The organism is Rheinheimera baltica DSM 14885 (genome assembly GCF_000425345.1).
In the GTDB taxonomy this organism is placed as follows: domain Bacteria; phylum Pseudomonadota; class Gammaproteobacteria; order Enterobacterales; family Alteromonadaceae; genus Alishewanella; species Alishewanella baltica.
The window spans coordinates 20,061-34,094 of sequence record NZ_AUDG01000047.1 but is presented as its reverse complement, the minus strand read 5'-3'; the positions used below and the strand labels follow the sequence as shown (position 1 = coordinate 34,094).

At 46.6% G+C, this 14,034-nt stretch carries 11 protein-coding genes and 1 pseudogene; 10 read left to right on the top strand and 2 right to left on the bottom strand.

What is annotated here, in order from left to right; genetic code table 11:
* A partial coding sequence (locus H595_RS0114655) for an IS5 family transposase (RefSeq protein ID WP_037054941.1) occupies positions 1-491 on the bottom strand: 491 nt, incomplete at its 3' end.
* A gap of 85 nt (positions 492-576) precedes the next feature.
* Here H595_RS0114655 and H595_RS22510 point away from each other — a divergent pair.
* From H595_RS22510 to H595_RS0114635, 4 genes and pseudogenes are all read left to right on the top strand, one after another.
* Positions 577-1,236: pseudogene (locus tag H595_RS22510) on the top strand (zinc-binding dehydrogenase); the annotation flags it as partial.
* A 149-nt stretch (positions 1,237-1,385) separates the two neighbouring features.
* Positions 1,386-2,237, top strand: coding sequence for an S-formylglutathione hydrolase (fghA, locus tag H595_RS0114645; RefSeq protein ID WP_027671881.1), 852 nt, complete (start codon positions 1,386-1,388; stop codon positions 2,235-2,237).
* A 226-nt stretch (positions 2,238-2,463) separates the two neighbouring features.
* Positions 2,464-2,877, top strand: a complete 414-nt coding sequence (locus tag H595_RS0114640; RefSeq protein WP_027671880.1) for an HIT family protein — start codon at positions 2,464-2,466, stop codon at positions 2,875-2,877.
* Positions 2,878-2,995: 118 nt separating this feature from the next.
* Positions 2,996-4,969 carry a bifunctional metallophosphatase/5'-nucleotidase gene (locus H595_RS0114635; protein ID WP_027671879.1) on the top strand — a complete coding sequence of 658 codons (1,974 nt, stop codon included), beginning with the start codon at positions 2,996-2,998 and terminating at the stop codon, positions 4,967-4,969.
* A gap of 1 nt (position 4,970) precedes the next feature.
* Here H595_RS0114635 and H595_RS0114630 read toward each other — a convergent pair whose 3' ends face one another.
* Entirely contained in the window at positions 4,971-5,399 is a 429-nt protein-coding gene (locus H595_RS0114630; protein ID WP_027671878.1) for an Lrp/AsnC family transcriptional regulator, read from the bottom strand.
* 165 nt (positions 5,400-5,564) lie between these two features.
* Between H595_RS0114630 and H595_RS0114625 the strand changes: the two genes are divergently transcribed.
* The 6 genes from H595_RS0114625 to H595_RS0114600 all read left to right on the top strand — a co-directional run bounded on the left by H595_RS0114625 (position 5,565) and on the right by H595_RS0114600 (position 13,997).
* Complete coding sequence (locus tag H595_RS0114625; RefSeq protein ID WP_027671877.1) at positions 5,565-6,770, top strand: aspartate aminotransferase family protein; 1,206 nt, start codon at positions 5,565-5,567, stop codon at positions 6,768-6,770.
* 3 nt (positions 6,771-6,773) lie between these two features.
* Entirely contained in the window at positions 6,774-7,802 is a 1,029-nt protein-coding gene (astA, locus tag H595_RS0114620) for an arginine N-succinyltransferase (protein WP_027671876.1), read from the top strand.
* 44 nt (positions 7,803-7,846) lie between these two features.
* On the top strand, positions 7,847-8,650 hold the full coding sequence (locus tag H595_RS0114615) for a DUF1338 domain-containing protein (RefSeq protein WP_027671875.1): 804 nt from the start codon (positions 7,847-7,849) through the stop codon (positions 8,648-8,650).
* A 164-nt stretch (positions 8,651-8,814) separates the two neighbouring features.
* Positions 8,815-9,555 (top strand): substrate-binding periplasmic protein, encoded by a 741-nt coding sequence (locus tag H595_RS0114610; protein ID WP_027671874.1) that lies wholly within the window; start codon positions 8,815-8,817, stop codon positions 9,553-9,555.
* A gap of 78 nt (positions 9,556-9,633) precedes the next feature.
* Entirely contained in the window at positions 9,634-11,076 is a 1,443-nt protein-coding gene (locus H595_RS0114605) for an FG-GAP repeat domain-containing protein (RefSeq protein ID WP_240474912.1), read from the top strand.
* Positions 11,077-11,234: 158 nt separating this feature from the next.
* Positions 11,235-13,997, top strand: coding sequence for a reprolysin-like metallopeptidase (locus H595_RS0114600; RefSeq protein ID WP_027671872.1), 2,763 nt, complete (start codon positions 11,235-11,237; stop codon positions 13,995-13,997).
* The last annotated feature ends 37 nt before the right edge of the window (positions 13,998-14,034 follow it).

Below are 14,034 nucleotides of genomic sequence, written 5' to 3'. Positions count from 1 at the left end.
ATAACATGCTCGGCATCAGGCAGTTGTTCAAGTAACTCTATAGCTGCTTTGCTGTCGTGAACTTCACCGCCTGTCACGATAAAATCTACTGGCAAGCCGCAACTATCCACTGCCATATGGATTTTCGTCGTGTTACCACCACGACTTTTCCCTATCGCTTCTTTATCTTTTGAGCGAGCCCCTGTCGCATGCTGATGCGCTTTGACGATGCTGCCGTCTATAAATTCCCATTCTAAATCAGCCAATTGCCTTAACTCGGCGAATAGCTGCATCAGAATGCCTTTTTTAGACCACAAGTTAAAACGCCGGTAGATGGCGCTCCAATCTCCAAAAGTTTCTGGCACATCGCGCCATGGGCAACCGACCCGCATCCGGTACAAAATGCCTTCGAAAGTATTTCTGTGTTCCGGTTTGTCATAAATGCGGCCTGTTTTAAGCATCAATCTGATTAGCTTTGACCAGCACTCGTCTGTTAACATTGTCCTTGGCATGATGGGTTGTCATGGTTAGTTTTTGGCGAAAGTAATTGTACCAGCCCATCATGCTGTCTAATAATCCATCTCGAAAGATCAACAAGCCCTAGCAAAAATTAACAAAGAAGCGCCATTGGAAAAAGTGTGTTTACTTGGTTGCGGTGTAACCACTGGTATGGGCGCAGTGATGAATACTGCCAAGGTAAAAGAGGGCGACACCGTTGCCGTGTTTGGTTTGGGTGGCATTGGTTTATCGGCAATCATTGGTGCAGTCATGGCCAAAGCCAGCCGTATTATTGCTATCGATATCAACGAAGATAAGTTTGATATCGCGAAAAAACTCGGTGCAACTGATGTAATTAACCCGAAAAAATTCGACAAGCCTATTCAGGACGTTATTGTTGAAATGACCGATGGCGGCGTGGATTTCTCCTTTGAATGTATCGGTAACGTTAATGTGATGCGCTCGGCACTGGAATGCTGCCACAAAGGCTGGGGTGAGTCGGTGATTATTGGTGTTGCAGGCGCAGGCCAGGAAATATCTACCCGGCCATTTCAGCTGGTTACTGGTCGGGTGTGGCGCGGCACTGCGTTTGGTGGCGTAAAAGGCCGTAGCGAACTGCCTGATTACGTAAACCGCTATTTAAACGGCGAGTTTGAGCTGGACACCTTTATTACGCACACTATGCCGTTGGAACGTATCAATGAAGCCTTTGATTTGATGCATGAAGGTAAGTCTATTCGCACGGTAATTCACTTTTAATATCAAGCGAATGTAATTGATGGGCGGATTAGAACCCCGTTTTGGTCGCCACAGAGTGTCTGAGCCCTGCCGTAGGCAGTAGGGCGAGTTGCTGTGGCGAGCCAAGGCGGGTGTTGTAATCTGTCCTTGTTGAACACTATGGGCAGACTATGACAATTTCAGCATTAACCAAAGTGAGTGAGCAGCTTTGCTTTGGTGGCAGGCAAATTCGTTTCACTCATACATCCACTGTACTGAGCTGCGATATGCAGTTCTCGGTGTTTTTACCGCCACAGGCCGAACATGGCAAAGTACCCGCGCTTTATTGGTTATCGGGTTTAACTTGTACCGACGAAAATTTTTCCAGTAAAGCCGGTGCTCAGCGTATTGCCGCAGAGCTTGGTATAGCGCTGATTATGCCGGATACCAGCCCGCGCGGTGATGGGGTTCCCGATGATCCAGACGGCGCGTATGATTTTGGCTTAGGTGCGGGCTTTTATGTAAATGCCACAGCGGCACCGTACGCCACGCATTATCATATGTATGACTACATAGTAACCGAGTTACCGCAATTGCTAGAGCAGCATTTACCGCTGTCTGATAAACGCGCTATTACCGGCCACTCAATGGGCGGCCATGGTGCCTTAGTGATTGGCCTGCGCAACAGCGAACGTTATCGTAGCATTTCGGCATTTTCACCTATTTGCAACCCGGTTGCTTGCCCTTGGGGAATTAAAGCTTTTAGTGGCTATTTAGGTGATGATAAAAGCCAATGGCAGCAATATGACGCATCAGTATTGTTAGCTGTAGCGCAAGATCCGCAGCCATTATTGGTTGACCAGGGCACGGCAGACAGCTTTTATCCTGAGCAATTGCGCACCGACAATTTAATTGCTGCGGCGAAGCAAAGCGCTGTGCCGGCTGAGATCCGCCTGCAGGCGGGTTATGACCACAGCTATTATTTTATCGCCAGCTTTATTGAGCAGCATCTGAGGTTTCATGCACGGTATTTGTTTGATTAAACCTGATCTGAAAAGCGGCTGGAACCCCGTTTCGGTCGCCACAGAGTGTCTGAGCCCTGCCGTAGGCAGTAGGGCGAGTTGCTGTGACGAGCCGGGGCGGGTGTTGCAGCCAGTTTTCTGAGCTTAAATAATCAGCTTCATTATTCCACTACAGCGTCAAAAGCTGGTTTTATACCGTCAGATGCTGGCATACTTGGTTGCATAAGCCTGCCTAAAGGAGAACTGCATGAGCTACGATAGCAACAATATTTTTGCCAAAATTCTGCGCGATGAAATTCCCAGTTTCAAAGTGTATGAAGACGACTACACATTGGCTTTTATGGACATTATGCCGCAGGCCGAAGGCCATACGTTGGTGATCCCCAAGTTTGAAGCAGAAACTTTGCTGGATATCCCGGCGGACGAGCTAACCCACACCATGACAACAGTACAAAAAGTGATGTCAGCACTTAAATCGACATTGGGGGTCGATGGCGTCGTATTGATGCAGTTAAACGGCAGTGCTGCCGGACAAACCGTGCCGCATCTGCATTTTCATTTAATCCCTGAGCATCTGTCAAAATTGAACCGGCATGGAGCGCAGATGGGAGATATGGACAAAATTAAAGCACTGGCTGACAAAATTCGTGCTGCGCTTTAATATGCCTGCAGCACTTATCAAAACAGAAGTTGCCATAGTATTTTCACTTGAGCTTAAACGGCTTTGTGTCTAAGGTAGCCGCTTTAAAAATGTCTGTGTGATATAAAGGTTAATAGTTATGCGATTGGGTGTTCCAGCAGTATTTTTTGCTTCCATGATGTTAGGATGCAGTGCAGTTTCTGAGCCTGATTCAGGGTTAACGTTAACCTTAATCCATATTAACGACACACACTCTCAATTTGATGCCAGCCCCGCCAGTGTAAAAGATGCTAAAGGACAACCGCTATACACCTTCATAGGCGGTCACCCCCGCTTATTGACTCAGGCACAAAGTTTACGCCAGCAGGCTAACGCAGAGCAGATCCCATCATTGTTTTTACACGGTGGTGATGCTTTTAAAGGCAGTGCCTATTTTGAGCTGTTTGAGCAAAAAATAAACATAGATGTGTTAAATCGGATGAATATCGATGCCATGGCGCTGGGCAACCATGAGTTTGATATTGGCCTGAACAAGCTGGCTGACTTTGTTGATAAGATAAACTTCCCTGTGCTGGCCGCCAATGTTAATACGGCCGCAGAGCCGTTGTTGGCCAATAGCCAAAACCTGAAGCCTTACAGCTTATTTGTGCTTGATAACAACCAACTGCAGCGCGTAGCCAGTGTTGACACTGCAGCAGGGCGTGAGCTGGTGGCGGTATTTGGTTTGGCGCTTGAGGATATGCGCGCCATAGCACCCGATACCGGTGCGCTGGTGTTTTATAACGAAATACAAAGTGCACAGCAAACAGTAGATGTGTTAACTGCGCTGGGCGTGAAACATATTATTGCACTAACACATTTGGGGCATCAGCGCGACTTAGCGCTTGCCAGCGCCGTAAATGGTATTGACGCCATTGTCGGAGGCCATAGCCACAGTTTACTGGGCGATTTCCGGCATTGGTATTTGGGCAATCAGCGGCCTTACGCCGAAATGGTGATAAACCCCGATGGCAACAACCAAACGTGCGTAGTACAAGCAGGGCAGTTTGCACAAGCGGTAGGTAAAGCCATGTTAACGTTTAACCGCAATGGCCAACTACAAGCTTGTATTGGCGAGAATACCTTGCTGGCCAGTAAAGACTATTTTAATTCGCCGCGACGCGATGAATCCAGTCGCATTTTACCTGAGGTTCAAGCTGAAACTGAGCGCTATATTGCCGGTTTGCCTCGCACCGCCATTGTTAGTGAAGATAAAGCATTGCGCGATGTGTTGGACTCAACGTATTTACCTGCAGTACAGCAAGCATACGGCAGTGCAGTTAGCGTAACGCCGCGCAGTGTTAATCATGTGCGTTTACCGGGTACGGCTGGTAGCGATCGCCATGGTTCAGCGTTAGCAGGCTATATTGCAGACGCGATGGTGTACTGGCTAAATCAGCCGCAGCTGCAGGCAAAAACACAGCGTACAGTTGATTTTGCGCTCATTGGCGCGGGTAATATCAGAGCACCACTTGCTGCCGGCACGGTATATGAAGGCAACGTGCGTTTGGAGGTACTGCCGTTTAATACCCCTTTAAGCATAATGAGTATCAGTGGCGCTGAATTAGCGGCGTTATTAACCGATACCATTAGCGCAACACTGGTACCGGGAGCCCATGCCGGTAAATTTCCGTATAGCGGCAAACTACGCTATACCGCCAAGCCAATAGCGCAAGGTAAGGCGCAGTTATCACAGTTGCAGCTGTGGCGAGAGAACCAATGGCAGGATATTCAGCCAGAGCAAGTTTATACACTGGCCACAACGCAATATCTGGCAGACGGTAATGATGGCTGGCAGGTATTACAGCAGGCCAAGCAGCAAACTAGTGACCGGCTGGATGTGATTTTACAGGATAAGCAACCCCACGTTTATGCAGTTAAACGCGTGATGGCATTACAAGATAGTAGCGGTGCAGTATCATATAAAGCACAGTATCAGGCTGTACCAGCCTTACCCTGTAAAACATCAGGTAGTGATTGCAAAGCAGCGGCTCAGGCGTTTATTGAGTACCTGCAAGCCAACCCGGAGCTATGGCAGACACCGCGCGAGCCAACGGTAACGCTGTTACACTAACTCAGCGCTTAAATTTGGTTTCCAGAATAACCGACGAATTGGTCCGCTCTACGCCATCCAGGTTACCAATATCATCCAGGATATGGCTTAGTTGCTCGGTGCTTTGTGCCTGTACTATGGCAATAAGGTCGTATTCGCCGCTAATGGCATAAAGTGCTGATACTTGTGAAATGTGTTTCAGTTCGGCGTTAGTTTTTGCTGTTAGTTTTTGCCGCACTTTGATGCTGACATGAGCCGACACCAGTGAAGCGATATAGTCGTCGCCGTAATCTACTGAATAGCCTTTAATCACCCCGCTTTGTTCCAGGCGTGCAATACGGGTTTGCACCGTCGAGCGTGATAAGTCCAGTATCCGGGCTAAGTCAGAAATACTGGCACGGGCATTATGTTTAAGTACGGCTAATAACTTCTCATCTTCCTTGCTTATCATTTTGCTAATCCGTCACGTTAAATTGCTAAGTTAATCTTAAAAATTGCTGAAAATGATACTGCAATATGGCGAGTATTCGCAATATAATAGTGTCACTTTCGCGGTGCTTGTCACTTTAAATCTATATAAAGACAAGTTAGCACAGCAACGACAATGAGGTAGTTTATGCAGGTAACAAGAAGCTTATTTGATGACGTGATGGTTCCTAACTATGCACCATCAAAAATTATTCCGGTAAAAGGTGAAGGCTCACGTGTTTGGGACCAAAATAACAATGAGTTTATCGACTTTGCCGGTGGTATTGCGGTTAATTGTTTAGGCCATTGTCACCCGGCATTAGTTACTGCATTAAAAGATCAAGCTGACAAACTGTGGCATTTATCTAATGTTATGACTAACGAACCGGCATTGTTGTTGGCAAAAGCCTTAGTTGATTCAACCTTTGCTGAAAAGGTGTACTTTGCCAACTCTGGCGCTGAAGCCAACGAAGCGGCATTAAAACTGGCGCGCCGCTTTGCTAAAGACAAATACGGTGAGCAGAAAAACCAAATTATCGCCTTTAAACAAGGCTTCCATGGCCGCACATTCTTCACCGTTACGGTTGGTGGCCAGCCAGCCTATTCTGATGGTTTTGGCCCTAAGCCTGACGCTATCGTGCACGCTGAATTTAATAACCTTGACAGCGTTAAGGCCCTTATAAATAGCAATACCTGTGCGGTAATGGTTGAACCGGTGCAAGGCGAGGGTGGTGTAATGCCAGCCACAGCTGAATTTATTCAAGGCGTGCGTGAGCTGTGTGATGCAAACAATGCACTGCTTATTTTTGATGAAGTACAAACCGGTGTGGGTCGTACAGGCGAGCTTTATGCTTATATGGGCTATCGTGTAACGCCAGATATTCTGACCACAGCCAAAGCGCTGGGCGGTGGTTTCCCTATTGGCGCTATGTTAACTACCACTGAGATTGCCAAGCATTTAGTTGTGGGTACCCATGGTTCTACCTACGGCGGTAACCCGCTGGCTTGTGCTGTGGCGTTGGCAGCAGTAAATACCGTGAATACCCCGGCCGTGTTGGATGGCGTAAAGGCTAAAGCGCAACTGTTTAAAGACGGCTTAACTACACTAAACGAAAAATACCATGTGTTTAGCGAAATTCGTGGTTCAGGCTTATTAATTGGTGCTGTATTAAACAGCGACTATGCCGGAAAAGCGCGTGACATTATGTTAGCCGCCGCCGATCAGGGTTTGATGGCCTTAGTAGCGGGTACCAGCGTAGTGCGTTTTGCGCCGTCACTGGTTATTCCTGATGCTGATATCATCGAAGGTTTAGCCCGTTTTGAACAAGCTGTTGCTAATGTGGTGCAGGGCTAAGCCATGTTAGTTATCCGACCTATTACAGCGGCAGATTTTGCGGCGCTAAAAAACATCGCTATCGAGTCTGGCGCAGGTTTTACCTCGTTGCCGGTAAACGATGCGCGCTTGAAGCAAAAAATTGACCATGCCGAGCACAGCTTTGCCGCTCAGGTTGATGGCCCTGGCGATCAGGGCTATTTGTTTGTGCTGGAAGATACTCAAACCGGTGAAATTGTAGGCACTACCGGTATTGAGGCTGCAGTGGGTACCAGCACACCGCTATATCACTTTCAGCAAAATACGGTTATTCACCACAGCGCTGAGCTTAATGTGTTTAATCAGCTACGTACCCTTACACTGTGTAACGATTACACCGGTGCTTCAGAAATTTGCACGTTATTTTTACGCGAGAGCTATCGGCGTAACCATGCTGGCCGGTTTTTATCCAAGGTACGCTTTTTGTTTATGGCTGAATACCCAGAGCGCTTTAGCGACCGCGTCATTGCCGAGATGCGTGGTGCGGCAGACAGCGATGGCCAGCCGCCATTTTGGCATTGGCTGCAAAAGCTGTTTTTAACCATCGATTTTCCTACCGCTGATCACTTGATTGGTGTGGGGAAAAAGGCCTTTATTGCTGAGCTGATGCCACGACATCCCATTTATGTTGGTCTGCTGCCTCAATGTGCTCAGGACGTAATAGGTCAGGTGCATCAGAACACTAAGCCTGCACTAAAAATGCTGGAAAACGAAGGGTTTAATCATCGTGGTTATATTGATTTATTCGATGCCGGCCCAACGGTTGAAGCGCGTTTAAGCCAGATTAAATCGGTAGCGGCCAGCAAAAAAGTTGCAGTTAAAATTGCCGATGTGCAAGGGGAGCAAACCTTAGCTGTAGCCAACACAGCACTTCAAGGTTTTCGTGCTAGCTTCTCAAAAAGCGCAAAGTTTGATGCAGATCAGCAGCTATTGCTGCTAAGTGCGGAATTTGCCGATACACTGCGCCTGCATGATGGCGATATGGCAAGATTTATAGTGTTAGACAAGGCTTAAGGGCCAGATAAGTAATAACCGGTAAATGTTAAGGCGGATAAAATATGCATACTGATGTAAAAGTGTTGTTTGCCAACCTGTGGCAAGACTATGTAGCGGTGACACCTTCTGCCAAACAAGTTCACCAGTTACTGGGCAGCTCGCAGCAGCAAGACGTTGTTAATGATCACATAGCGTTGCGTACGTTTAACCTGGAAAAGGTTGGACTGGAAAAACTGGCAGCGCATTTTAAAGCGTTGGGTTATGAAGAATGTGGTGAATATCATTTTGAGGCGAAAAAATTGTACGCCAAACATTATGAGCACCCTGATCGTAATCAGCCCAAAGTATTTATTTCTGAATTGTTGTTAGATAAATGCTCTGCCTATCTGCGTGACACCATTACCGAACTGGTAGCGCAAATTCCAGAAGAGGCCGTTACTGCTGATAACTTTCTATACAGCGGCACGCATTGGCAGGTAAGCCAGGCTACGTATGAAAAACTACTGGAAGAAAGTGAATATGCCGCCTGGTTAGCTGCCTGGGGTTATCGCGCGAATCACTTTACGGTAAGTGTAAATGAGCTGCAAAACTTCAGCAGCCTGCAACAGGTAAATAATGCGCTTAAAGACGCTGGCTTTTTGTTAAATACGTCAGGCGGCGAAATAAAAGGCACGCCAGAGGTGTATTTAGAGCAGTCGTCAACTTTGGCAGACTTACACCCGGTACAATTTAGTGATGGCATGGCAACCATTCCAAGTTGTTTTTATGAGTTTGCTACCCGTTATCCTATGACTAATGGGTTGTTATATACCGGTTTTGTGGCGGCTTCAGCTGACAAAATCTTTGAAAGTACCAACGCGCGTTAAACTGTCGCGTTTTTAAAAAAGCCAGCGTCTTGCTGGCTTTTTGCGTATTTGCGCCACTTGCCGCATACTTGCTACAGCGCTATAGTCAATTTATGTATTAATAGAAAGGCGGCTTAATGCCCGTGTCAAAATTGGTCCGCGTATTCTTTACTCTGCAGATTTTGATGAATGCTTGGCACGTTAATGCGCAACAATATGTCGTACAACATGCATCTTGCCAACTTAGTGTGCGGGTTGAGTCAGAACAACAAAGTATTGCAGCGGGCTCACACAATAACAGCCAATTATCACAGCACTCTTATCAGCTACTTAGCGCATTGTTGGCAACACTGCCATGTCAAATGAACACGGTAGCATTACCGGCAGGGCGTGCGATTAAAATGCTAGAAGAGGGTTCTCTTGCGGTTATGATAGCCATGTCTGAAACTCCTGAACGCGCACAATATAGTTATTTTGTCGGACCACATCATATTGAACGGATGGTTGCAGTGGGGCGGCGGGATTTAGAGCATAGAGTAACCGACCTGTTTCAGCTGCTAAGCATGCGCGGGCTAATATCGGTTACTGAGGGCGCTTATTATGGCCCGCAGTGGCAACAACTTCTGCAGCAAGATGCGTTAATTGATCAACGGATATTCTATGCATCGGGTAATCAACAAAAACTGGCTATGTTGGCATCAGACCGGGTCATCGCCTCACTTGAAGATGAGGTTATAGTAGATGAGCTTTTACGCCAGGGCGATATGGCCAGTCGCTATGTGAAGTTGTTTGTACTGCACGAAAATCCGGTTTATTTTGCGTTTAGCCGCAACGCTATTTCTAAAGATATTTATCAGCAGTTGCAGCTAAATTGGCAACACATGCTCGACAGTGGTGAAGTAGACAAGATCAGGCAAAACCTTTAACCTGTTTAGTCATAAAGTGAACCAAAAGTGTTTACTACACGTTAATCAGTGTTAATTTTGCAAAGGATGTGTCTGCTTGTGAAGTCAGTTATCCCCTTGTTTTTACTAATGCTTGCAGCCCCTATTAATGCAGCAGACACTGAACTCAAAAAAATTAGCCTACCACATCCCCCAAACGGTGACATATTGCTGCTGCCTGAGCGAAAGCAGTTACTGGTATCCGGCTACAGTCAATTTTCCCGCTGGCTAAGTCAGGTTAATTTAACCGATTACAGCAGCCGTTTATTACCTGTACCAGAGACGGCGCAATTTTTTTCTAAGGCATTATTAGCAGGAGAAAGCCAATCACAACTGATATTTCTAGGCTTAAAAGGGATTAGCCGCTTGTCAGAAGATGCCAGTCATGCTCAGTTATTGGTTGCTTCTGAATCCATCTACCGCGTGCTGGACAAAAACCGGCTGCGAAGTGCCGACTTTGTTGTTGAACTGGGTTCCGGCTTAAGTGATTTTCTTGTCTCAGACTTTCAGCAGACCCATTTGTATCGGCAACAACAGGATGGCAGTTTTAAACATTATGCCTTGCAGATCCCCGCTTTGGTACAAAGCTGGAGAGATAGCCCAGATTACACACCACGAAAACATTATATTGTTGATGTTAATCAGGACTCCCGAAGTGATCTGGTCTTTGTCTCGCAAGGTAAATTTCAGCTTTTCCTGCAACAGCCAGATGGCAGCTTTTCTACAGAACCACTACAAATGAGTTGGCCTGTGTCCTTGTCCACAGAGGAAGAGGCTGACCAGCGAAATGATGCGGGACGCAGCTACAATGGTCAAAATATTGATACTTTGCGTGATATTACCGATATCGACGGCGATGGCATACCGGATTTGGTAATTAACCGCGAGCAACTGGCCGATGCATTGGAACGTAACAATAGTTTTCGTATTCATTTCGGTGTTAAATCTGGAACTGGCCTGATTTTTAACGCAGAGCCAGATACGTTTATTACCACAGAGACATCGCCAATAGATGTCGTCATCGATGATATCAATAATGATGGCCGCAAAGATTTTTATATTCCCAGCACAGATTTTGGCTTAGGTACCATTATCCGTGTGCTGCTGCGGGGCAGTGCTAATTTAGATATTGATTTTTACTTGCTGAATGCACAGCGGCAGTACCCAGAAAAAGCCGATTTTCGTCAGCAAGCTACCATCGATGTCAGTATTAGTAATTTTCGCTATGATATGCCGCTATTTTTAGTCGCAGACACCCAAGGTAGCGGCCAGAAGTCATTACTGGTAGGTGATGGCGGGGATGAGCTGCGCATATACCAGCATGAAGATAAGCGGTTATTTAGCAGGCGCAGTGAACGCATTAAACTAAACCTGCCAAGGGATGCGCGTAAAGCGCGGCTGTTTGATTTAACCGGTAATGGTAAAGACGATCTGGTGTTACCGTTTGACAGCTTGGAAGACGAACAGCAGCGAAACCAATTATTGTTGCTACTTAATCCGTAAATACGTTTTTTTAAACGATATTCCTGGTTGAGATTTAGCTAACAAGACAATGTGAAATGTTGGCTACATAATGACATGTAGTTGTTGTTATTATGTTTACAGTACCGGTTTTAACTGCTAGCTTAATCGCAACAATATTTTATTGAAGGCGATTTCATGTGAGATTTTTCAAGGGTTTACCAACATTGCTGGCGCTGTCTGTTGGCCTGATTTTACTTCAAAGTGCGCCTGTTAGCGCAGCCGGGACACAAGCACAAAGTTTACCCAAAGCATTACAGAATATCCCCATATCGGCTATTAGCCGGTTTGACCTTGGTGAGCAAAAAGGCGGGCACGGGCAATATAGTGCTGATAATTCGCTACTAGTAACAACGCTGGACAAGAGTGTAATGCAACTTAGCCTGCCGCAGGCGGGTGGCAAGCTCGATGTTAAAATTAAGCATAGTATCAGGCACGACAACGGTGATGTCACCGTATCCGGGGTGGTGCAGCTTAATGGTAAGCCACATAAGGTTATACTGACACAAGGTAAAACCGGCGCTATAGGTGAAATTGTCGGTGTATCAGGCCATAGCATGGTATTGCAGAAAGGAAATCAGGTCTATCTGGTTAACTTGAGCCAGGCCGGCCTGGCAGCGCCATCTTATGAAAATGATGTGGTGATGCCTGAGCTACATTTTGCCGCGACCACATCAAAGCAATCCCATCCTGCAACGACGCAGTATGATGCACAAAGCAGCTTTACCATTGTCGACATTATGATGCTGTATGCCAGTGAAGTGTTAGAGCAATACCCTGACGGGCTGGCCGATACGCTAATGAATCTGTTGGTTGCGAAGGCAAATCAGTCTTTTGTTGACAGTGGTATCGACGTACAGTTGCGCTTGGTACACAGTCAGTTTGTAAACTATAACCAGCCGTCAAATTTTACTGCGCTGGATGATTTACGATTTGCCCTGGATGGTAATAACGCCACGCAACCGGATAGCAGCTTGAATAATGTCGCCGCTTTGCGTGAGCAATACGGCGCCGACATTGTGTCAATGATTAGGCTACATGAGTTAAATGAGCGAGGCGTGTGCGGTGTGGCTTATTTTCCGCAATCTGTGCCCGATGTTCTTATTAATATCAGTAACGTAGGTATTAGTGGTGGCTCAAATTGTTTAGACACCTTTACGCATGAAATTGGCCATAATTTTGGTGCAGGTCATCAATATAGAAACGGTGAAAGTGTCGGGGCATTACCTGCTGCCGGTGCTTTGATTGTAACGGGTAAATTTAATACAGTTATGAGTTCAATTGGTACTGGCGATATTAACCGTAACTATGGATTACCCCGGTTTTCAAACCCGAGATTAAATTGTGCAGCCATCGCATGCGGTGATATTGAGCAAGCAGACAATGCGTCAGCAGTAAACTTTTTTGCTGCAACCAATGCAGGATTACGTGCTGCAGTATCCAACGCTGTGGTTAATATCCCGCCACCAAGCGATCCGGATACTGATGGCGATGGTGTTACAGACTTATATGACGCATACCCCTTTGATGTAACAGAGACCGATGATTCGGACAACGATGGTGTTGGTGATAATGCCGACGTGTTTCCAAATGATGCCTCAGAATGGGCCGACTTCGACAACGACGGTATTGGCAATAATGCTGATCCGGACGATGACAATGACGGTGTGCCAGATGTGTCAGACGATCTTCCATTTGATGCAACGGCTTCAACAGACTCTGATGGCGATGGTGTTGGAGACAATAGTGATCAGCTACCGTTTAATGTTCAGGATGCGGCTGACACAGACGGTGATGGTGTAGGCAATCGTTTCGATTATGATAACGACAATGACGGCGTGGACGATTTTGACCGCCGTGCTGATGGTATGCAGCAACTTATTGTTGTCAATGCGGGTAGTGGTAGTATTCAGTTGTTTAGTTTACCTGAAGGCGGCTTTGAAGATACGTTGTATCAGGCACCTGCTGGGGGCATAACGTTCCGTTCCGATCTGGTTGATCTAGGTGCGGGGCAGTTAGCTTTTGTCCAGTTTAGTGATGTGCTTAGGCTTAACCGGCATACCAAAGAAGTTGATACTTTAATACCGCGGTTTGAGCTAAGTAGTAATTTTGCTGCTCACTTGGTAAAAACCGGTGACACACAAGCGCAAAGCCGACTGTACGTATCAAATGGTTTGGCACCGTCGTATATCAATGTATTTCAGTTTGGTAACAGCGCTACGTCTTCTGTTCAACTGCTATCTAACAACACCAATATTTATCGTGATACCTTGGCATTAACGGACAGTCATAACCTGTTAGTTCAGCGCGATACTAACCAGCTACTACGTTACTCAGTGACCACGACTAACAATCAATCAACGGTTTGGGCGCAGGGTGTTGGTTTAGATAAGCCTGAGCATTTGGCAAAAATGGCGGATGGTAGTATTTTGGTGACAAATGCAGGTAGTCGAAATGTCACGCGTTTTAGTGCAACTGGCCAGTATAGCGGGGAATTTATCAGTGCAGGTAGCGGTGGCCTCGGTATGCCGGGTTGTATCGCAGTGGATAACGCCGGTGATGTTTATCTGTGCAGTTCAGACACCAACCAGATATTGAAATACAGCGGTAGCAATGGTGCGCCGATAGGCGTGGTTGCCTCAGCTGAAAGTGCCGGTGTAAATAATCCGGTGTCAATTGCCATTGTGGGTGCGTTGTTAGATTTGGCACCATTTGATGCGTCTAATGATACCGATGGTGACGGTGTGGGAAATAAGCAAGATGCATTCCCTCTGGACGCGACGCGCTCTGCGCCAGAAGTGCAACCCGAACCGACAGAGCCTGAAGGCGGTGGAGGCAGCCTGTTTTATCTGTTACCGGCTTTGATGTTATTAGCCTGGCGTCGGATCAGAGTGGTTAACTAACAGAGACAAAAGCTGCAATGCATTACACTGCGGCTAG

What these genes read in the sequence shown, in the direction of transcription:
- astA (WP_027671876.1), top strand. Translation starts at nt 6,774, where the DNA reads ATGTTAGTTATCCGACCTATTACAGCGGCAGATTTTGCGGCGCTAAAA.
- H595_RS0114635 (WP_027671879.1), top strand. Translation starts at nt 2,996, where the DNA reads ATGCGATTGGGTGTTCCAGCAGTATTTTTTGCTTCCATGATGTTAGGA.
- H595_RS0114610 (WP_027671874.1), top strand. Translation starts at nt 8,815, where the DNA reads ATGAATGCTTGGCACGTTAATGCGCAACAATATGTCGTACAACATGCA.
- fghA (WP_027671881.1), top strand. Translation starts at nt 1,386, where the DNA reads ATGACAATTTCAGCATTAACCAAAGTGAGTGAGCAGCTTTGCTTTGGT.
- H595_RS0114615 (WP_027671875.1), top strand. Translation starts at nt 7,847, where the DNA reads ATGCATACTGATGTAAAAGTGTTGTTTGCCAACCTGTGGCAAGACTAT.
- H595_RS0114630 (WP_027671878.1), bottom strand. Translation starts at nt 5,399, where the DNA reads ATGATAAGCAAGGAAGATGAGAAGTTATTAGCCGTACTTAAACATAAT.
- H595_RS0114625 (WP_027671877.1), top strand. Translation starts at nt 5,565, where the DNA reads ATGCAGGTAACAAGAAGCTTATTTGATGACGTGATGGTTCCTAACTAT.
- H595_RS0114640 (WP_027671880.1), top strand. Translation starts at nt 2,464, where the DNA reads ATGAGCTACGATAGCAACAATATTTTTGCCAAAATTCTGCGCGATGAA.